A 19,752-nucleotide genomic window follows, 5' to 3' on the forward strand; every position below is an offset into this window, starting at 1 on the left:
TCAGTGAGAAATATTCATATCATTTACTAGAATTTATACTCTTATCCGCAGCAAATCTCGTAAAGATTTGCGATAAAAGTTCTTTATTTAACATTTGTTCCGCCTCATCCTCCTGATTTTTATAAAAAGTTTTAACTTTAAGACGGAAAGTACTCCATAGGCTCTGTGCAATGGCTATATCCATTTTTCTTATATTAATTAACACTTTCATCACTCGGTCACACAATGATAAATTCATACTGCTCTTTTTTGGTCCATTCATTTATAGTAGTTAGTAACTGAATGCCAATCTCCTTGTTTCTAAAACCTCTAACAGTATAAACATTAGTTATAAATGCAAACGGACTTGTCATTCTTCCAGGACGGGGCACTTTTTGTATTATTTCAATATAGATGTGAGAAACAATTCTTCGTTCTTCCTCTACAACCCAAATAAACCAATGCTCACTTTTGATTGCATTTTCTAAAAAGCTTTGGAACTTCAATCGAAAGTTTTTTGCGATCGCTTTCGTTAAACCTTTTGGAAGTATGATGTTTTATTGTAAAATCCCATCTCATTCTGACTAATTGAGCAATATCTTTTGATTCAGCTAATCTAATCATCATTTTATTCTCCTTTAAACAAGTATGGAGAATAATTTCAATACATACTTCTATTTATCCATTTAAAAACATAATTGATATAGTTCTATTACATTAATTTCTATATTATTAGTAATTATGGTAGGAAATTCTAATTTTTATACTACAATTATACATAAATGGTATATAATTAGCATGATTGTAAATATTAGGAGGGGTATTTTGAAGAACTTAAGGAAACTAGGAATCTTAACCTTGTCTACTGGTCTAGCAATTGGAGTACTGGCACCAAATGTTAGTGCAGCATCATTAGGAAATGAACAGCAGAATAACGTAAAAATTCAAATCTCTCAGGTTGATAGTGTTGTAACAAAAAGCCAGCTTATTAAGAAATTTAAGGAATTTTTCCCAAATCAGTTTAATTTCTTAAATGACAGTGATTTCAATATGGGCAGCGGACATCACTTTCCAGATGATGATACGATTCGTTTTGACCTAAGCTTTCATAAAAACGTAAATGGTAAGCAAGTCTATGGGAGTGTTAGCTTTGTAGGGGATAAATTAGAAATTGGGAATTTTTATTATCAACCAGCTAACGCAGTGGATGCATTATTTCCAGCAAAATTAACGAAAGAAAAAGCGAAGGAGGCAGCTCTTGCATTTCTGAAAAAATTTCCGGAAAGCAGCGAATACAAGTTAGATACGGATTTCTACGACTACTATTCAAGTAATCAATTGCTTACAGAACCTATCCGCTATCCATTTTCTTTTATTCGTACAAAAAATAGCATCCCTATTCAAGACCAACGGATTCAAATCACTGTGCTTGGAAATGGAGAAGTAAGTGATTTTAATCGTGATTTAAGCGGCAGCGGGTCTCTATCATATGATGATGTGACGAAGGTTTTACCTAAAAACGAGATGATTTCAAAGGTTAAAGAGAATCTATCAGTTGATTTACATTACATAATAGACTTTGATTATCGCACTGGTGATAAAAATGTGAAGCTCGTTTATCAACCAACTAGCAATGTAAATGGTGTACATGCCCTTTCTGGTGAGTGGCAAACGATGAATGGGTTTACTGCTAAGTATCCAGAACAAAATGAAATGGTGAAAGTTTCAGCTCAGCCAATCGAGCCGAAGCAAACCAATTTTTCTTTAGCAGATGCGAAGACTTTTGCCGAAAAATTACTCGCGATTGATTCAAAAGACATAAAGCTAAGAATTGAATCCGTTGATGAGCGGAAAAATTACAACGGACAAGATGTGATAAGTATTCAATACATGTATGAATACCGCAATGGCGGAACTGGGACAAACTTGGAGCTAGACAAACATACCGGGGAAATCATTCAGTATAACGATATTAAAAATGATTTACGAATCGATATCGGTGAAAGTAAAAAAACGGCTCATACGATTTCTAGTGAAGAAGCTCTTAATCAAGCGGTGAAGTATTTGAAACAGTATTCCCCTTCTTATCTTCACAACTATGTGATGCCAACTGGAGAAACATATTATGATGAAGAAAGAGGTGTCTATCTTTTCAGCTTTCCAAGAGTCGTAAATAATATTCTCGTAAGTGGAGACCAAATTTCTGTTAGTGTATCGGCTGATGGCTCTTTACTTGGTCTGAATGTGAATAATATAGATATTGAAAACTGGCCGTCAATTGAAAAGGTGATTTCAAAGGAAAAAGCGAAAGCTATATATTTGAATCAACTAAACTTAGATCTTCAATATGTAAAAGAAGGGTTCGGCAAAAAGAGTGATCAGTACCATCTTGTGTATACACCAATATTCAACGAGAATCCGTTTAACTACCTAGATGCGAACACAGGTGAATGGACTAGTAGGATTGAGAATAATCGTAAAGTGATTTCACACCCTTGGGCAGAGAAGGAGCTTAATTATCTTATCCAAGCTGGAATTTTAAATGTAAAGGATGTAAAGACATTTGATGCGAATGCAAAGGTGACAAAAAGTGCAGCCCTTGAAGTGATCATGAAGTCAATCTCATATATCGATGCCGATTACTACTATGATCAAAGAAATAAAAGTCAATCGTTTGAAAATATTAAACCTGATCACCCATTATATCAAGTGGTTGAACGAGCGGTTTCACAAGGTGTTCTAGGAAAAGAAGCAGCTACCTTAAATTTGGATGAGCGCCTAACAAGAGAAGAACTAGCGGTTTGGTATGTACGTACATTAGGACTCGAGCAAGCAGCAAAAAGTCAAGGAATTTATCAGCTTAAATTTGCAGATGCCAAAGATGTAAAGGCTGAAAATATTGGTTATGTCGCACTGGCACACTCATTAGGTTTATTAACGACGAGTAATAATAAATTTAACCCTAAACAAGAAGTGGCATATGCAGATTTATCCATCTCGGCTGTCCGCTTAGCACATGAAGTGTATAAAAAAGGGATACAAATACAGTATTAAAAAAACAAGGACCCAAAAGCGGATCTGTCTCCATTGGGCAGGTCCGCTCTTATTTTGTCATCCGATAAAATTTTCTTATAAAAGAAGCAAGCAACTAATCCAAAAAAAGTCCTTGAAACGCGACAAAGAAACCAAATAAAGCAGTAGCAATACTTAAATAACCATACCTATTTTTCCCACTTTTTATAGTTCGGGCTTACAGAATAATATTTTAAATGGAGTAAATTGGTTAACTCGAGAATGCGGGTTTGATCATTTTTTGTTCTATTACTATATTTTTACTCAACAAACAAAAATAAACAATTATTTTATAAGGTTCCGTTTAACTACTGAGCCTTTTTGTGCGTTTAAATAAAACCATAAATTTACAATCATCTAGGATTCTACTATCTGAATCTGTCGACAAAATCTACTAAACTTCGGGGAGTGACAGTGGACTCATCTTAGTTGGCTAGTGACAGGTATTTGTCGTCTTTAATTGATCGAAATGAGGAAATGTTGAAGACAGATCTTGTTCACAGGTCAATCAGTTACTTACAGTATTTCTTGAAATCCCAAGTTTTTTTTGTAATTTGCCTCTGTGATAATCCTTCTACCACTTTTAAAAATTTGGTATTATGATATTGAGCCATTTTGATCCTCCTTTTGTCCTCTTCTCATGTAGATTGTTTTGTCACTATCTATCATAAGAGAGGGATATGAAATTGGAAATCGTGTGGCTCATTTTTTATGTGATTAAATCATTGAAAAATGGCTCAAATCTAAATTATCAAAGGCAATTGGAGTAAAATGATCGGTGATAGTTTGCGGGACTATATTTTTTATGGGAGGGTTAAATGATGACAAAGGCAGAAATGATGGATAAATATTTTGATTCTTATGGAAAAAGAATTAGTAGTGCTGAGATTTGTAAAGCTGTAGATTCAATCTTCAAAATTAATTTAGACGAGATACCTATTTTATCTAAAGAGATGGAGGGGGCAGTTGGGGTTTCTTTCTCAACAGGAAATGTACTTGCATCTAGAGAGGCAATGGATGTACGTTTAAATCAATATGACAAGGAAATAACAGGAGCAGAAATTCGCAAGGTGATAAATGAAATTCTTGGTGTTAATTTAGATGCGATATCTTCATTAGAAGGAGCCAGAATTTCTTTATATTCAAAAGGTCAGTGGGTTGTTCAACATGAAAAGGACTTATTTGTGGTAGATACTGGAGCTGGAGACGTCGATGTGAAGGTCTATCCTACAAACTATTTCACTGAACAAACTGGGTTAGTAAAATTACCAACTGACTTACAACATTCACTAACGAGCATAGGGTATTCCTATGATGAGAAAATTGGTAGTTACTATTTCTCAAACCCCACGGGTGAAGCTGTCCCAGATGCCTTCAAAGGAAAAACAATAGGAGCAATCCTTAAAGTCATTCAATATTCATTCTCAAATTAATAAAGAGGCTGGTAGATAGGTACGTTAGTAGTTGGGGATCGAGCTGTAATGAACAGGGAAGTTTACAGTGTCAAAGGAAATTTCCATTTCCATATTAGATAAAAGAGTCATATAAGGCGAGGATGATTCCCGCTTTATATGACTTATCATCTTTACTTATGAAAACTCAAGGTTCTTATTTTCCAAAAGAAGATAAGAATTTAACCCGGTCTCCCATAGGAGGAGTATTATGATCAGTTAAAGCTACTTCTAGGACTGCTGGCCCATTTAAATTCAGTAAGTTATTAATCATGTCTTGGTTAATATCTAGCAGTTCAGTTACTCGAAAACTTGGTATATCCATAGCTGCAGCCAACGCACTAATATTAATTGAATTTTGCTCAAAAGATGGGTGAGTACGGTGGAATTGTAATGCATGCCCATGGTATACCATACCTAAACGAGCATTATTCATAACAATAAACAAAATTGGTAAATTATATTCCTTTGCTGTTAATATTTCCATTCCATGCATGAAGAAGCAACCATCACCTGTGATACAGACAACAGGGCGTTCAGGTTCAGCTAACTTTGAGCCTATGGCAGACCCAATCCCACTTCCCATTGCGCCGAAATGGACATTAATATTATAGGTATCATAATCTAAAACCTTCATGTGATGAATGACATAGGCCATAAATTCACCAATATCAATGGCATACCTAGTGGAGGAAGGTAAATACCTTTGAATATTTAATAGGACGTTTTTCGTGTTATACTCCCCTATATCCTCAATAAACTCTTTCTTTACTTTAACCTCAAGTTTATCCCTTTTTCTTGTTATCCCTTTAGTTCTTAATTCTTCTATAAGAAATAATAAACTTAAATTTATATCACCTAGCACAGGCACATCAACCTCATATTTCCGGTTGAACACCGATTGATCAAAGTCCATTTGTATAGAAAAACGATTTTTCGTAAGACTTAAGTTGTAGTTATTTGTTGCTGTTTCTCCCAAGCTTGAACCCACGATTAATAATACTTGTCCATCTCCTTCAGCTATCAATGCTGAGGCAGCCTCGTGGCCAGCAAAACCGAAAACGCCTACTAGAAGCGGATGATCCTCTGGGATGTACCCCTTTGCTTGCGGTGTTGTGATAATCGGCCAATTCAGCATTTCTGCTAACTCTATTAATTGTTCAACTGAATTCCTTACTCCTTGTCCTACAAAGATGTATCCCTTTTCTCTTTTTACTAGCTCATTGGCTACATTTTTTATGGTGTCGAGATTAGGAACCATTTTTTTTCTTTTAGATGGAGCTGGTATTTCAATGTTTTGAACCATTTCATGTTGAACATCAATTGGTATAGCAATATGCACTGGACCAGGTACTCCAGATATAGCGATTTCTGCGGCTTTTACTACTTCTTTGAGTAAATCCTTAGATTCTTTAACCGTTACACTATATTTGGTAACTGGTCGAAAGATCGGTTCGGCATCCAATTCTTGAGAAGCATTTAAACCGATTGTATTAACCGGAACAGCACCGGTTAAAAATAAAACCGGTAAATGCTCCCGCATGGCATTTGCAGCACCTGTTACTAGGTTTGTTCCACCAGGTCCACTACAGCCAATACATACACTCATCTGGTCTGTGTATTTTGCGTAAGCTGCAGCCATGTATGATGCTGCTCCTTCATGTTTTGTTACAATCGGTGTTAATTCACTCATATCATTAAGCTCATCAAAAAATGCATTGACAGAACCTGCTGGAATACCAAAAATATGTTGAACGCCGTTACCTTTTAAATATTCTAAGACCATACGAGCTGCTTTCATAATGATTCTCCTTTTATTTATGGCTGTGTTATATGATGCTGTTGATTTTTGGCTCATTTTAGCTCTACCTCCATGAAACGATGGGAGAAAGCGAGCTTTCTCTCTCGTTTCACACGAATGAGCCAAAACTCTTTTTAATAACAATGTTATTTAACACAGCCTTATTTATAAGATAAGAAAGTATAAGTTTTTGTACTTAGTTTTGATGTCTGGCGTAAGCAGCTTAGCCCCTCGGGATCATAAGCCACACATGAATTGAAGGCAAAGAACTCCTTCTATTCATCTGCGTTCTTATGCCTGCCTTAGGTTGAACAAGGCGCTTACGCTTTTCTAATAAAATAGAACTCTATTGGAAATATTCCTTCATAATATCTTCAGCCTTCATTGGCTTACTAAAAAAATACCCTTGCATGAAATGGCAATTTTGTGCCGATAAAAATTCTGCCTGTTCTTTTGTTTCAACCCCTTCAGCAATTACTTCAAGGTTTAAATTTTGAGCGAGAGTGATGATGGTTTTTGTAATGGCTGCTGCATCATCACTGAGCATTTCTTGTACAAAGGATTTATCAATTTTTAATGTGGAAATCGGCAAATTTTTCAAATAACCTAAAGATGAATATCCGGTACCAAAATCATCAATAGCTAAGTTTATCCCCAGTCCATTTAATTGCGTCATCGTTTTTAAAGTTAACTCTGTATTTTTAACAATCAAATTTTCTGTAAGTTCTAGTTGTAAATACTCAGGTGACAGATCTGTTTCTTTTAGGATATTTTTTACAATGGAAAATAAGTTATTCTGTTCGAACTGATGGACGGATAAATTTACGGACATATTAATTAAAGGGTATCCTTGATTATGCCATTCCTTTAATTGTTTGCAAGCTTCTTTAAGAACCCACTCACCTATAGGGACGATCAAACCTGTTTCTTCAGCAATTGGAATAAACTTCTCTGGGGATATCATGCCTTGTTTTCGATGATTCCATCTCAGTAAAGCTTCTACGCCCTTAATCCTATTTGTTTTATAGTTTATTTGTGGCTGATAGAAGATAATAAGTTCATCTTCCTCTAAAGCCTTATATAAAGCATTTTCAAGCTTGATACTTTCAAAAGTTCTTGTATCCATCCCTTCGCTAAAAAAATGGTATATATTACCCGGTGTTTCTTTCGATTTGTACATAGCTGTATCTGCATTTTTGATTAATGTTTCTGTAGTATCGCCGTTATCAGGAAACAGGCTTATACCAATACTTGTTTTAATATATATTTCATTGTCTATTAGGTTAAAGGGTTTAGAAAAAGAAGCATTTATACAATTAATAACCTTTAAAATTTCATTTTTACTTTTAATATTAGGTAGGTAGATAGTAAATTCATCCCCTCCTTGCCGTGATAAGGTTGCACATTTCGGAACGCAAGCACTTAAACGTTTGGCAACATCTTGGAGCAATAGATCCCCAAAGCTATGACCTAGAGAATCGTTTACTAACTTAAAACGGTCTAAATCCAAATATAGAACTGCTAATTTTTCTCCATTCGCTCTTGCATAATTCAGTCCTTGAGTTAGCCTGTCTAGTAAAAGAATCCTGTTAGGTAAACCTGTTAAACTATCAAAATAAGCATGGTATTTAATCTTTTCTTCCAGTTGCTTTCTTTGAGTTATATCTTTAAATGTGACAACTTCTCCTATAACCTCGTCGCCTTCTTTTATTAAGGAGATGACATATTCGACTGGAAAGTTGGAGTTGTCCTTTCTAAAAAATAACCTACTTTTAAAGAAGCTATCATAATTTGTATTTAAAAAAGATGAAATAATCTTTTCTTCCCCTGTATCACTTCCATTCATAATAATATCGACTGATTTTTCAATTAATTCTCCTTCTGTTTCATAACCCAACATGTGTGCACCTGCTGGATTGCAGAATGTAATGTTTCGATCAAGATCTAATCCAAAGATTCCTTCACCTGCAGAATTGAGAATTAACTCTTTTTCACGGCTAAGCTGCTGTAACTCTGCTACAACTCTTTCAAGTTCTTTATTTTTTACGATAATTTCCGAGGTTCTCTCCTCGATAATAATCTCTTGCTTTTCCATATATAACAGGTTTGATAATGTAGAGGCTGTGGTGTCAATAATTGATTGGGCTAGCTGTAATTGAGGTTCTGAATAGAAAAGTGCTTTTTCTTCAAGATTAACAATAGAGATTTGCCCTAAAATTTCACCCATTGAAATCAAAGGAAACATAACTAGACCCTTTATGCCAAAATTGCGACAAACATCATGATTAGGTCTTTCATCCTCAAATACATCTGGAATAAGAATGGCTTTTTTTGTTTCGAAAACCTCCTGCATCAGAGCATCATTGCTTTGGTCAATTTTTATTTTGTTATGTGTTTTTATCCAATTTTCTTCTGTCCAATCACTATCTTTACTCAACTTAGCCGGCTTAATTCTTTTTTCGGCTAAAGGGTCTAATAAGTGAACACCTATATTGTAATTATCTAAAACCTTTGCTAAGGAGAAAAAGCATGTATCAAGGCTCTCTTGTAGTGAGGAGCACATTGATAAGTCACGTGTAACATCAAGCAACAACTGCTTTTCTTTAATGAGGTGTTCTTTATGAGCTAAGTTGTTTGCGTTTTGAAGAGCAACAGCAGCCATATTTACATAGGCCTCAACCGTTTGAATTTCCTCGTCTGTTAAGTTCATTGGAATTCCATAATCAAATAAAAAGACAAGACCAAATAACTCTTGTTCAAAAGAGATAGGAAGAGCTAATAAAGATTTAATATGAAACCCCTCAACAGCTCTGGGATCAGGTCGATTATCCTTTGAGGTATCAGGAATATAGATGGTTTTCTTTGTTTCAATCACTTCTTTTGCCAGTAAATCTATTTCAGTTTCAATTACATGCATATCCAACGTCCAGCCATTAATAACTTCTGGTTTTCCTACATAACCTCTGAATGTTCCATCCTTTTGCGGCAAATAAATGCCCACAGAATCACATTGGACGATTTCTTCAGATATTGCTAATGTTACCTGCTCCAACACTTCACGTAAATCTAGCTTCATATTTATCATTTTCGTTATATTGGCAAGCCGAGAATACCTCGTTTGTTCCCTAAACATTTAAACGAACCCCAATCTTTTATCATTATCGATTTTATTATCGTGTTGTATGAACCCTTGTTAAATATTTGCTTCATTAGCGTCGAATGAACGATCTATTAAATTCTTCATACTAAGTTTAGGTCATATCTCATGTTTTTTATTTTACATTAGTAATAAACAGATTAGTGAAAAAATATAAAAATATAAAAATCAGTAAAAAACAATAGGTATGCTTTTTTTAGTAGGTGGATTAGAGATAAGTTAAACTACTTAACCATTTGATCACGCGTGTTGATTATCTAGTTTATTCCAATAAAATATAAACAAAAAGAGAGACTCCTCTAGTAAAATGTAAGTGCGAACAAACATTTACGAAACGAGGAATCTCTCATGAACAAGCATACCACGTTCCAAAATATGATTCAAAATTTTCTTTCAAAAAACGAGCTACAAGCGATTTTAAAGGAGTTAGACTATGCAGATACAGCGCGCAAATGCACCGTTTCTACACTCCTTTTGTAACTTGTCACAGCTGCAGCGAATGAATGGAAAAGTTTGCGCCATTCGGCTGATGTAGGACCAAGTGCTGGGCTTATTTCCGTTGACCATTCATTGACGATCTTCTCGATGCCAAAGTCTTATCTGAAAAAGAGAAAAGGCAATATTCCGATTTAATACGTACTACACTTATCACAGGATCTGTTCCGGAATTGGGAGAGTGGATTGGAAAAAATTCAGAACTAATCCGCTATATTTATACGGGACTCCGAGATGCCTTTGAGTATATGAAGGCCTATCAGCGACCAGAGACAAGAAAAAATTTCTTCGAGCAGTCCTATGTGTTTTTTCATTCCCAAGAAGTGGACCGTGTAAAAGATCTATCCAATGCAAATTACACCAATGAAGAGCTTTATATCCCGATTATTTTAAAATCCTCTTCTTCACGTTTGATTGTCCGTTCAGTAATCAGTGCCTCTTTGGACGAGGGTTTTGACAACCGAACATTCTTTTATGGAATTTACAACCAGCTGGCTGATGATTTTGCAGATATGTTTGATGATATGAAGGACAGTGTGGTAACGCCCTATACTTATTAGATGAAATATCATGATAAACGTCCTGATCTTATCAATCTCTTTGAATTATACTGGACGGTCATCTCCCATTTGATCCATAATATGTATCATTCAGATACTAAGACCTGTGAAGTGATTTTGGATCGTGCGATAAATGGCCTGAAACGATTTAAAGAACGAATGGGCATAAAGAAATACAACGAGGTTATGGCGTTATTTGCTCCTAAAAATCCAAACTTCAATCGTGTAATCAAAAAAACGGTTCAAAAAGCAGATGATGTGGATCTCTTTGATAAATTGCTTCGGGACCATATGATTACCATCCTGAAAAATGAGCGGAAAGAGCAGGAAGAATTTTTAGATACGATACAAAGCGTACGCAATCAGATCAACAACATCTTACATATTTCTAAAACCGATCATGTTTCTTTGATGGAAGAGCCAATCATTGATGCTGCAAATTACAGTTTGGAAGGCGATGGCAAGCGATTGAGGCCAATCGTGACTTGGGTCAAGGGCGTTATAGAAGTTTCACTTTATTAAAAGAGGTCCATGAGTGTGTTCAACTTTAGGCAATACGTCACAAAACGCTGGGTGCAAGATATGATTTCGAGCTGATTTATATACAGACTCACCGAATGGGTCAACAATCAGTGATTGCTTAGAATAAGCCTGAGCCAGAAGGTTTTGATATGCATTTCGCACCAATTTGTTTTCGTGAACACTCGTATCGCTATGATAGTTTTGATCTGAAATACGAAACACTCGAGTACATGCGGCCCAAAGAATGTCATGACTGTCCTTTAGCCAATGAAGGTCCTTGCAAAAATGTATATAAGGCGAGAAATACCTCTGGCCTTAGAAAAAATGCTGCACCAGTCCGCGGCTCAAAAGCTTGGAAACTGATTTGTAAATGCCATACGGCTGTGGAATTTGTTAATACTTATCTCAAACTATACTTTAAGCTCAACAATGTTCGTTATCGTGCTGGACCCGTGACAAAGTTTATTTTGATCTAGTAACCTTGGTTTATAATGCTTCAAAATTAGCTGCCGACCGTATGAATGTAGCTTTAAACATTCAAAAGCAGGCTGCTTAAAGTTAAAATTTTTAATAGAACTAAATTTTAAGGTCTGTATTTCTTTAAAATAATGAATTATGAAATTGACTTAAGCATCAATAATTTTGCTAAGATTTCCGATTATATCGGTGATGACGAATCCCAACATAAAAAAAATTAATAACTCTTAAAATAAATATTGAAAAATCTAAAAATTTAATTTATAATCCAGATGTAAACGTTTTTACAAACTGTTTAATTTCCATAATCAAATAGTTGTAAATACAATATCTATCTTGTAAAAACGTTTACATATTTACTAAGTTGTATGGAGGATCGTAATGACCTGTGACATAACAATTAAAGATGTCGCTAAAGAAGCAAATGTTTCAGTAGCGACAGTTTCAAGAGTCCTAAATGGACTGGACAGGGTTAGTGACCAAACACGTAAAAAGGTATTAAAAGTAGTTAAGGAACTAAATTATGTACCAAATACGATGGCAGCATCCATGATTACTAAACAAACGCAGATGTTGGCAGTGGTGGTTCCTGAAATAGAAAATCCGTTTTATACATCAGTTATCAAAGGAACAGTTAATGTGGCAAAAGAAAAGGGTTACCATACCTTTGTATTTTCAACAAATGATAGTGAGAGTGAAGAAGATGCATTCTTTGAAAGTTCCCTTCGGAGAAATGTTGATGGAATTGTACTAATTGGCGCACACAAGGATCCGGAATTTTATCAGAAAATGAATAAACCAGTCATCCTCGTGGATCGTTATATTGATGGTTGCGGTCTTGACGGAGTGATCATTGACAATTTTGGAGGAGCATATGAAGCCACTAAATATTTAATTGAATATGGACATCGAGATATTGCTATTATTACTGGACCTCAAACATTTAATGATGGAACCGAAAGGCACTGGGGATATCAACAAGCACTAAAAGATAATGGCATTGAATTAGTAAATGATTACCAAAAGCATGGAGATTGGTTCGAAAACAACGGTTACCAATCAACCAAAGAACTGATGAAATTAACCAAACCCCCAACAGCAATATTTGCTGCAAACAATCTGATATGTCAAGGAACTATAAAGGCATTAAGAGATTTGGAGCTAACAATAGGATTGGATGTATCCCTCGTAGGCTTTGATGCAAATGATCTTGCCGAATTTGTTAAGCCAAGAGTGAGTGTTGTAAAACGTCCAACATATGAAATGGGGACTCATGCAGCAGAAATGCTCATTGAAAAGTTAAAGCAAGTTGATAAACACGACTCATTCCCTAAGAAAGTTACCTTAGGTGTTGAACTTTTGAAATTTGGGTCGGTGAAATATTTGGGTTAAGGAGGTGGAGGAATGTCTAAAATTCTAGTGATTGGTAGTATGAATATGGATATTGTTACTCGAGTTAACAGACACCCATTGCCAGGTGAGACGATACACGGGCTAGAAACTTCCTTTTTCTCAGGAGGAAAGGGTGCAAACCAAGCTGTCGCAGCTGCAAGATCAGGGGCAACAGTGACCATGGCTGGTGCTTTAGGAGAGGATTTCTTTGGAAAAGAAATTCGGGAGATACTATTAAAAGACAGTATTGATCTAAAGTATGTAAAAAATAAAAATCAGACGACAGGAATGGCGTTAATTACAATTGATGTATTAGGAGAAAACAACATTATTTTAAATAAAGGTACTAATGGATTGTTAACAGAGGAAGACCTAGCTGAAATTGACTGGTTGCAGTATGATGCAATTCTTATGCAGAACGAGATTCCTTGGGAAACAAATGCCTATATTTTAGAAAAGATGAATGAATTCAAAATAAAGACTATCTTTAATCCAGCACCAGCACTACCTATTAACAATCAATATCTTCAAATGATAGATTTACTAATCCTTAATGAACTTGAAGTAGCAGAAATTACTGAAATGGCGGTGGAAGCAGAAGAAGACGCCCTCAGAGCTGCTCAAATCCTTATCAAGAGAGGAGTATCAGAGGTCATCATAACATTAGGTAAAAAAGGTGCAATTTATATGAATAAAACTGGCACATACTATAAATCTAGTGCCTTTGATGTACAAGCAGTTGATACTACAGCTGCAGGGGACACCTTTATAGGAGCATTTGTGACTAGTTATTTATCTAATGATGATGTCGTGACCAGTTTAAGATATGCTGCAGCCGCAGCCGCAATAGCAGTTACACTAGAAGGTGCTCAAAATTCAATACCGTATTCAAATCAAGTAAATACTTTCATTGAGAAAAAGAAGTACAGTGAATTTACTACAATCTGAATGTCTTCTTGATAGAACATTTAGTATGAAACACTGAAAAGTTATTCTAAGGTTAGTAGCTATTAATTTAATAGTTTAATAGCGAACAGTGTTTTATCAAGGTATCAGACTTAAACTAGCAATAGCGACAGTGGGAGTAAAAAGGATCAAAATATTATTTGAAAGGGGTGATGGAAAAAGTTGATATGGTAAATGATTTTTGAATGAAGATAGTTGCAATAGGTCAGAGGAAATCTAGTGAAATAGCTAAGATTGACTATCTTATCAGAAATTAAGTTGATTTTTGTTAGCTTTGTAATCGCTTACATATAATGAGGGGGAAATGAAATGAAAATATTATTTATAGGGGAATCATGGACTGTTCATATGATTCATGCAAAAGGGTATGACACGTTTGAATCAACTAAATATGAAGAAGGCGCAACTTTTTTAATTGATAGTTTAAGAAATAGAGGTATAGAAATTGATTATATGCCTTCACATGAAGTTCAAGTGAGATTTCCAGATAATCTTGAAGCCTTGGAGCAGTATGATTCGATTGTGATTAGTGATATAGGAAGTAATACTTTCTTACTTCAAAATAAAACCTTTTATTATATGGAGAGAATTCCGAATTCCTTAGAGCTTATACGTCAATATGTAGAAAATGGCGGAGGGCTATTGATGATAGGAGGCTATCTATCTTTTATGGGGATAGAAGGAAAGGCTAACTATAAAAATACGATTCTTGCTGACGTTCTTCCAGTAGAAATGTTAGACAGAGATGATAGGGTGGAAAAACCAGAAGGGGTTTATCCTGAAACAATTTCTGAGCACTCGATTACAAAAGATCTCGAAAAATGGCCTCCGTTTTTAGGCTATAATCGTTTTTCTGCAAAGGAAGATGCAACAACTTTGGTACAAATCGAAGGAGATCCATTATTAGTTATTGGAGGATATGGAAAAGGGAAAACAGCTGCTTTTGCTAGCGATTGTGCACCACATTGGGGACCATTAGAATTCATGGACTGGGAATATTATCAACCATTGTGGCAACGAATTTTAGAACACATTAAGAAATAATAATCGTAGGCTGGTGATAAGAATGACTGTAAATGAAATCGTATATTCAAATAAGGAAGAGTATATAAATTTCTTGTCACAATTAGTACAAACTGATACTCAAGTGATTGGGCATGGAGTTCTTGGTGGAAAAGAAAAAGCAGGGCAAGAAATCATTAAACAGAAACTTATGGATCTTGGCTTTGAGATTGACGAGTTTTTGGTGGAAGATGAAAAGATTAAAAAGTTTCCAGGTGCTAATTTAGGTCATGATAATCGCGATCGTCCCAATATTGTAGGAATTCTAAAAGGAACGGGTGGAGGAAAATCTTTAATACTAAACGGGCATATAGATACTATGCCATTCGGGGACCGAGATAAGTGGTCTAATGATCCTTTCCTAGGACAAGTTCAAGGAGATGTTCTATATGGACTTGGGTCTACCGATATGAAGGCATCTTTAGCTGCCATGATTCTAGCAGCACAAGTCATTAAGACGTCAGGAATACGATTAAAAGGTGATTTAATTATCCAATCCGTAGTTGATGAGGAAGGTGGCGGGAATGGAACTCTTGCTTGTGTAGAAAGAGGTTATACAGCTGATGCAGCGATTGTGGGGGAACCCACTCAATTACACATCCAGCCAGCGCATATGGGTTTTTTATTTCATGAAATTGTTGTTGAAGGGCATAGTCTTCATTCCAGCCAGCTTTGGGAGGGAGTCAATGCTATTGACAAGGCGATAAAAATCTATCAATCTCTGAAAGATTTGGAGCATCGATGGCTTATGACAGAGAAACATCCCCTTTTACCAGGCCCTACTATTAATCTAGGGGAGATAGAAGGAGGTATAGCTGGTTCAGTAGTTCCAGGATCTTGTACGTTAAAAACTTGTCTTCATTATCAGCCAAAACAAAATGAAGCTTATGAACAAACAAGAGAGCGTGTGAACAGCCAAGTGTTAGGAGTGATTGAGAGCGTTATCAATGGTGATAAGTGGTTGAAGGCACATCCTCCTCAAGTACATGTCTATCAGGAAGGATATCCCTTTGAAACGCCAATAACTCATTCACTCGTACAAGAAATGAAGAGTGTAATAGAGGGTGTGTTGCACAAAGAAGCTGTAATTGAGGGGATGCCTGCGGGATGCGATGCTCGTATACTTTCTGGATTCGGTAACATTCCTACGGTTATTGTAGGGTGTGGAGATCCAAGGCAATGCCACTGTGTCGATGAATCAGTGTCTGTATCCCAGTTTTTATCATTAATCGAGATCTATGTGAATTTCATTATTTCTTGGTGTGATATTTTAGTCAATGATTTTAAATAATTAAAAATATGGAGGGACATTTATGAAAAAAGGATTTTTACTTATCGTTGCAGCTATGGTCATGATTTTGGCAGCTTGTAGTTCGTCTAATGTAGAAAAGGCAGGATCCGACAAAAAGAAAGACGGAAAATTAACAATTGGAGTTACGACAGCTACACTACGTCATCAGTTTTTTATTGATATTGACAATGGGATGAAAAAAGCGGCTAAAGAAGCTGGAGTAGAATTATTAGTAAATGACCCTAACTTGGATTTAGCGAAGCAAGTATCCTCAATTGAAGATTATATGCAAAAAGATGTAGATGCATTAGTCGTTTTAGCGGTTGATAATGCTGGAGTTATTCCTGTAATTGAAGAAGCGAAAGATAAAGGAATTCCTATTATTACTGCTGATGCTGTTGTGGAAAGTGAAAGTGTAGATACTTTTATCGGAACTGAAAATTATGAAGCGGGTAAACAATTAGGTGAGTATTTCAAAAAGAAAGTTGAGACAGGTGGGAAAGAAGTAGAAGTCGCAGTTGTCACTCAGGAACAATCTTTCGTACAAAAACAAAGATTAGAGGGATTAAAAGCAGCACTAAAAGGGTTTGATAAGGTTAAAATTCTAAACAGTCAACCTGGGTACGATCGTCAAAAATCAATGGCTACAGTTGAAAATATCCTTCAAGCGAATCCGCATGTCGACTATATTTATGCTACTGCAGAGAACAGCGTTTTAGGTGCATTAGCAGCTCTTGAATCAGCTAACAACAAGCATACAAAAATTATTGGTTTTGATGTGACGGATGAGGCAGCAGAAGGAGTCCGTGAAGATTATATACTAGCAATGATTCAGCAGCAGCCTTCTAAAATTGGTGAAGAAGCTATTAAAGCGGCTCTTGAAGCAATCAATGGCAAGAAACTAGATAAAAATATTAGTGTTCCTGTCATTCTTATTGATAAAGAAAATGTCGATGAACATTTTCAAAAATAATCAGGGAGATTTATCTCCTTGATGTTAACTCCAAAAGAGAGGGGGAGTTATTAAATGAACTCACCAATAATTGAGTTGAAGCATATTACAAAATCATTTTCTGGTGTAAAAGCCTTAACTGATGTTTCACTAACTGTTCATCCAGGTAGTGTTCATGCTCTTGTAGGTGAAAATGGTGCAGGGAAGTCCACTTTAATGAAAATTTTAACGGGTGCTTATTCAAAATCTAGTGGTGAAATTTATTATAAAGGTGAAAAAGTTGAGAATATGGATCCTAAAAATTCAAAGAAATTAGGGATTCATTGTATTTATCAAGAATTAAATGTGGCGAACCACCTAACTGTAGCAGAAAATGTGTTTCTAGGTAGTCAACCTGTAAACAAGATGGGATTCATTGATTGGAAACAAATGAATCAAGCCGCAAAAGAAATTTTTGCATCGCTTCAAATAAATTTAGATCCAAAACAAATGGCTAAAGATGTTAGTATTGCTCAAAAGCAAATGATCGAGATTGCACGTGCCATTTCACAAGATGCAAAAATACTAATCATGGATGAACCAACATCTTCTTTATCAGAAAGAGAAACAGAGATATTACTTTCGTTAGTTACAGAATTAAAAAATAAAGGTGTTAGTATCTTGTATATTTCTCACAGGATGGATGAGATATTTAAAGTATGTGATACTGTAACCATTTTAAGAGACGGTAAGTATATAAAATCTTTACCTATGAGTGAAGTCAAGAATGTTGATACCTTAGTAGAATTAATGGTTAATCGTAAAATGGAGAGTTACTTCAATAAAGTAGATGTTCCAATCGGTGAACCAATTCTAAAAGTACAAAACCTTTCAAAAACAGGAGTTCTTAATGATATTAACTTTGATCTGCGTACTGGCGAAATTCTCGGTATTGCCGGACTTGTAGGTTCAGGACGAACAGAAATTGCCCAGGCATTATTCGGCATGCTTAAAAAGGACACGGGAGAAATTCTTATTGATGATAAAAAGGTAGAAATTAAAGGGCCAAGTGATGCAATAAAGCTAGGTCTCGGTTTTGTGACAGAAAACCGTAAAGAAACAGGGCTAGTTCTCAAACAAACTGTTAGAGATAACATTTCCCTTCCGAATCTGAGAAAATATACCAATAAACTATTTATTAATAAGACGGTAGAAAAGAAAGAATCGGAAGACTATAAGAAGAAACTAAATATTAAAGCTAGATCGATAGAACAGACGATATCTACTTTAAGCGGAGGAAATCAACAAAAAGCAATCATATCAAGGTGGATGATCCAAGAACCACGTATTCTAATTTTAGATGAGCCATGTCGAGGGGTAGATGTTGGAGCAAAAGCAGAAATTTTTGCCCAAATTAGTAAACTTGCTGAGCAAGGAGTTGGGATTATCATGATATCTTCAGAATTAGCTGAGATCGTTGGAATGAGTGACCGGACAATCGTAATGAGGGAAGGTACTATTGCTGGTGAACTGGAAAAAGATATGATTACCTCTGATAATATTTTGAAATTAGCTTTTGGGGGTGGAATAAGTGCTTAAGAATAATTCAACTAGCATCGAAATTAGTCGGAATAATAAAAATATATATTGGAAAAATACTCTTTTCGTCATTTTTGACAAAGGTAGTACGACAATAGGACTGGCTCTTCTCTTTATAATAATGTCCATTATAACAACTGATTTTTTATCAGTTGACAACTTAGTCAATGTAATGCGCCAATCGGCAGTTCTGTGTATTATGGCTGTAGCCATGACCTTCATTATTATTACAGGTGGAATTGATTTAAGTGCAGGATCACAGCTGGCTGTAAGTGGAGTAGCTGTAAGTGGATTGATTGCTGCAGGAGTACCAATACCATTGGCAATTCTCATAACGATTATCATTGGTGGGCTAATTGGGTTATTCATGGGCACTGTTATTTCAACACAGAATATTCCGCCATTTATTGTGACTTTAGCCATGTTGACTATTCTTAGTGGAATCGCATTTGTGTACACCGAAGGAACGCCAATCGTTGTTTCTAATGCTTTATTTCGTGAGATAGGAAGAGGATTTATTGGGCCTATTCCAACTGCTATTGTGATTATGATTATTGTTGCGATTATTGGCCATTTATTATTATCGCATACACGCTTTGGAAGATATGTTTATACAATTGGAGACAATGAAGAAGCTGCTAGATTATGTGGAATAAATGTAAAACTAGTCAAAACTGGTGTTTATGCTTTTGGTGGGGCTATTATGGCGATTGCGGGTATTGTACTTGCTTCCCGTTTGTCATCAGGTTCTCCAAATGCAGGTACAGGTTCAGAATTAGATGCAATAGCTGCTGTTGTTTTAGGTGGGACAAATCTATTTGGAGGAGAAGGAAAAATTTCTGGAACCTTAATGGGTGTGGCGATTATTTCCATTCTGAACAATGGATTAAATTTATTAAATGTGTCCTCTTATAATCAGCTAATGATTAAAGGTGTAGTTATACTTTTAGCGGTTTGGTTAAATTCAATTAAAGCAAGAAGAAAGGCTAGCGTATAG

14 protein-coding genes and 2 pseudogenes are annotated in these 19,752 nt (G+C 35.6%); 11 read left to right on the plus strand and 5 right to left on the minus strand.

Going from position 1 to position 19,752, the window contains the following annotated elements; all coding sequences use genetic code 11:
- Positions 1-19: 19 nt before the first annotated feature.
- From AC625_RS03310 to AC625_RS27545, 3 genes are read right to left on the minus strand one after another with little or no spacing between them, the layout of a single operon-like run.
- Positions 20-211 carry a hypothetical protein gene (locus tag AC625_RS03310; protein ID WP_082190930.1) on the minus strand — a complete coding sequence of 64 codons (192 nt, stop codon included), beginning with the start codon at positions 209-211 and terminating at the stop codon, positions 20-22.
- A gap of 7 nt (positions 212-218) precedes the next feature.
- On the minus strand, positions 219-485 hold the full coding sequence (locus tag AC625_RS25365) for a GNAT family N-acetyltransferase (protein WP_245644924.1): 267 nt from the start codon (positions 483-485) through the stop codon (positions 219-221).
- A complete protein-coding gene (locus AC625_RS27545) occupies positions 445-603 on the minus strand; it encodes a hypothetical protein (protein ID WP_245645124.1) in 159 nt (52 codons plus the stop codon). Before AC625_RS27545 ends, AC625_RS25365 begins: the two co-directional genes overlap by 41 nt.
- A gap of 201 nt (positions 604-804) precedes the next feature.
- On the opposite strand from AC625_RS27545, the gene AC625_RS03315 reads away from it, so the two are divergent.
- Positions 805-3,033 carry a YcdB/YcdC domain-containing protein gene (locus AC625_RS03315; protein WP_049679984.1) on the plus strand — a complete coding sequence of 743 codons (2,229 nt, stop codon included), beginning with the start codon at positions 805-807 and terminating at the stop codon, positions 3,031-3,033.
- Positions 3,034-3,872: 839 nt separating this feature from the next.
- Complete coding sequence (locus AC625_RS03320) at positions 3,873-4,484, plus strand: hypothetical protein (RefSeq protein ID WP_049679985.1); 612 nt, start codon at positions 3,873-3,875, stop codon at positions 4,482-4,484.
- A gap of 175 nt (positions 4,485-4,659) precedes the next feature.
- On the opposite strand, the gene AC625_RS03325 is transcribed toward AC625_RS03320, so the two are convergent.
- Together AC625_RS03325 and AC625_RS03330 are read right to left on the minus strand one after the other, a co-directional pair.
- On the minus strand, positions 4,660-6,303 hold the full coding sequence (locus AC625_RS03325) for a thiamine pyrophosphate-binding protein (RefSeq protein ID WP_049683575.1): 1,644 nt from the start codon (positions 6,301-6,303) through the stop codon (positions 4,660-4,662).
- A gap of 346 nt (positions 6,304-6,649) precedes the next feature.
- Positions 6,650-9,436, minus strand: a complete 2,787-nt coding sequence (locus tag AC625_RS03330; protein ID WP_049679986.1) for a bifunctional diguanylate cyclase/phosphodiesterase — start codon at positions 9,434-9,436, stop codon at positions 6,650-6,652.
- A gap of 587 nt (positions 9,437-10,023) precedes the next feature.
- On the opposite strand from AC625_RS03330, the pseudogene AC625_RS03335 reads away from it, so the two are divergent.
- The 9 genes and pseudogenes from AC625_RS03335 to AC625_RS03375 all read left to right on the plus strand — a co-directional run.
- Positions 10,024-11,031: pseudogene (locus AC625_RS03335) on the plus strand (polyprenyl synthetase family protein); the annotation flags it as partial.
- Positions 11,032-11,066: 35 nt separating this feature from the next.
- Positions 11,067-11,593, plus strand: a pseudogene (locus AC625_RS27550) (IS5/IS1182 family transposase); the annotation flags it as partial.
- 302 nt (positions 11,594-11,895) lie between these two features.
- A complete protein-coding gene (locus tag AC625_RS03345) occupies positions 11,896-12,906 on the plus strand; it encodes a LacI family DNA-binding transcriptional regulator (protein WP_049679987.1) in 1,011 nt (336 codons plus the stop codon).
- 12 nt (positions 12,907-12,918) lie between these two features.
- On the plus strand, positions 12,919-13,854 hold the full coding sequence (gene rbsK / locus AC625_RS03350) for a ribokinase (RefSeq protein ID WP_049679988.1): 936 nt from the start codon (positions 12,919-12,921) through the stop codon (positions 13,852-13,854).
- Positions 13,855-14,181: 327 nt separating this feature from the next.
- Positions 14,182-14,916, plus strand: coding sequence for a glutamine amidotransferase (locus AC625_RS03355; RefSeq protein WP_049679989.1), 735 nt, complete (start codon positions 14,182-14,184; stop codon positions 14,914-14,916).
- Positions 14,917-14,938: 22 nt separating this feature from the next.
- The gene (locus AC625_RS03360) at positions 14,939-16,225 is read left to right on the plus strand and encodes a M20 family metallopeptidase (protein ID WP_049679990.1); all 1,287 of its coding nucleotides are present in this window, start codon (positions 14,939-14,941) and stop codon (positions 16,223-16,225) included.
- 22 nt (positions 16,226-16,247) lie between these two features.
- A complete protein-coding gene (locus tag AC625_RS03365; RefSeq protein WP_049679991.1) occupies positions 16,248-17,198 on the plus strand; it encodes a substrate-binding domain-containing protein in 951 nt (316 codons plus the stop codon).
- Between the two features lie 54 nt (positions 17,199-17,252).
- Positions 17,253-18,755 carry a sugar ABC transporter ATP-binding protein gene (locus AC625_RS03370; protein WP_049679992.1) on the plus strand — a complete coding sequence of 501 codons (1,503 nt, stop codon included), beginning with the start codon at positions 17,253-17,255 and terminating at the stop codon, positions 18,753-18,755.
- Positions 18,748-19,752 (plus strand): ABC transporter permease, encoded by a 1,005-nt coding sequence (locus AC625_RS03375; protein WP_245644925.1) that lies wholly within the window; start codon positions 18,748-18,750, stop codon positions 19,750-19,752. The genes AC625_RS03370 and AC625_RS03375 overlap by 8 nt, the downstream gene beginning before the upstream one ends.

Origin of the sequence: Peribacillus loiseleuriae (genome assembly GCF_001183985.1) — a bacterium.
In the GTDB taxonomy this organism is placed as follows: domain Bacteria; phylum Bacillota; class Bacilli; order Bacillales; family DSM-1321; genus Peribacillus; species Peribacillus loiseleuriae.

Bases quoted from the DNA above. Each gene is read 5' to 3' on its own strand.
- AC625_RS27545 (WP_245645124.1), bottom strand. From the start codon at position 603: ATGATTAGATTAGCTGAATCAAAAGATATTGCTCAATTAGTCAGAATG.
- AC625_RS03355 (WP_049679989.1), top strand. From the start codon at position 14,182: ATGAAAATATTATTTATAGGGGAATCATGGACTGTTCATATGATTCAT.
- AC625_RS03330 (WP_049679986.1), bottom strand. From the start codon at position 9,436: ATGTTTAGGGAACAAACGAGGTATTCTCGGCTTGCCAATATAACGAAA.
- AC625_RS03310 (WP_082190930.1), bottom strand. From the start codon at position 211: ATGAAAGTGTTAATTAATATAAGAAAAATGGATATAGCCATTGCACAG.
- AC625_RS03325 (WP_049683575.1), bottom strand. From the start codon at position 6,303: ATGAAAGCAGCTCGTATGGTCTTAGAATATTTAAAAGGTAACGGCGTT.
- AC625_RS03365 (WP_049679991.1), top strand. From the start codon at position 16,248: ATGAAAAAAGGATTTTTACTTATCGTTGCAGCTATGGTCATGATTTTG.
- AC625_RS03370 (WP_049679992.1), top strand. From the start codon at position 17,253: ATGAACTCACCAATAATTGAGTTGAAGCATATTACAAAATCATTTTCT.
- AC625_RS03345 (WP_049679987.1), top strand. From the start codon at position 11,896: ATGACCTGTGACATAACAATTAAAGATGTCGCTAAAGAAGCAAATGTT.
- rbsK (WP_049679988.1), top strand. From the start codon at position 12,919: ATGTCTAAAATTCTAGTGATTGGTAGTATGAATATGGATATTGTTACT.
- AC625_RS03320 (WP_049679985.1), top strand. From the start codon at position 3,873: ATGACAAAGGCAGAAATGATGGATAAATATTTTGATTCTTATGGAAAA.
- AC625_RS03360 (WP_049679990.1), top strand. From the start codon at position 14,939: ATGACTGTAAATGAAATCGTATATTCAAATAAGGAAGAGTATATAAAT.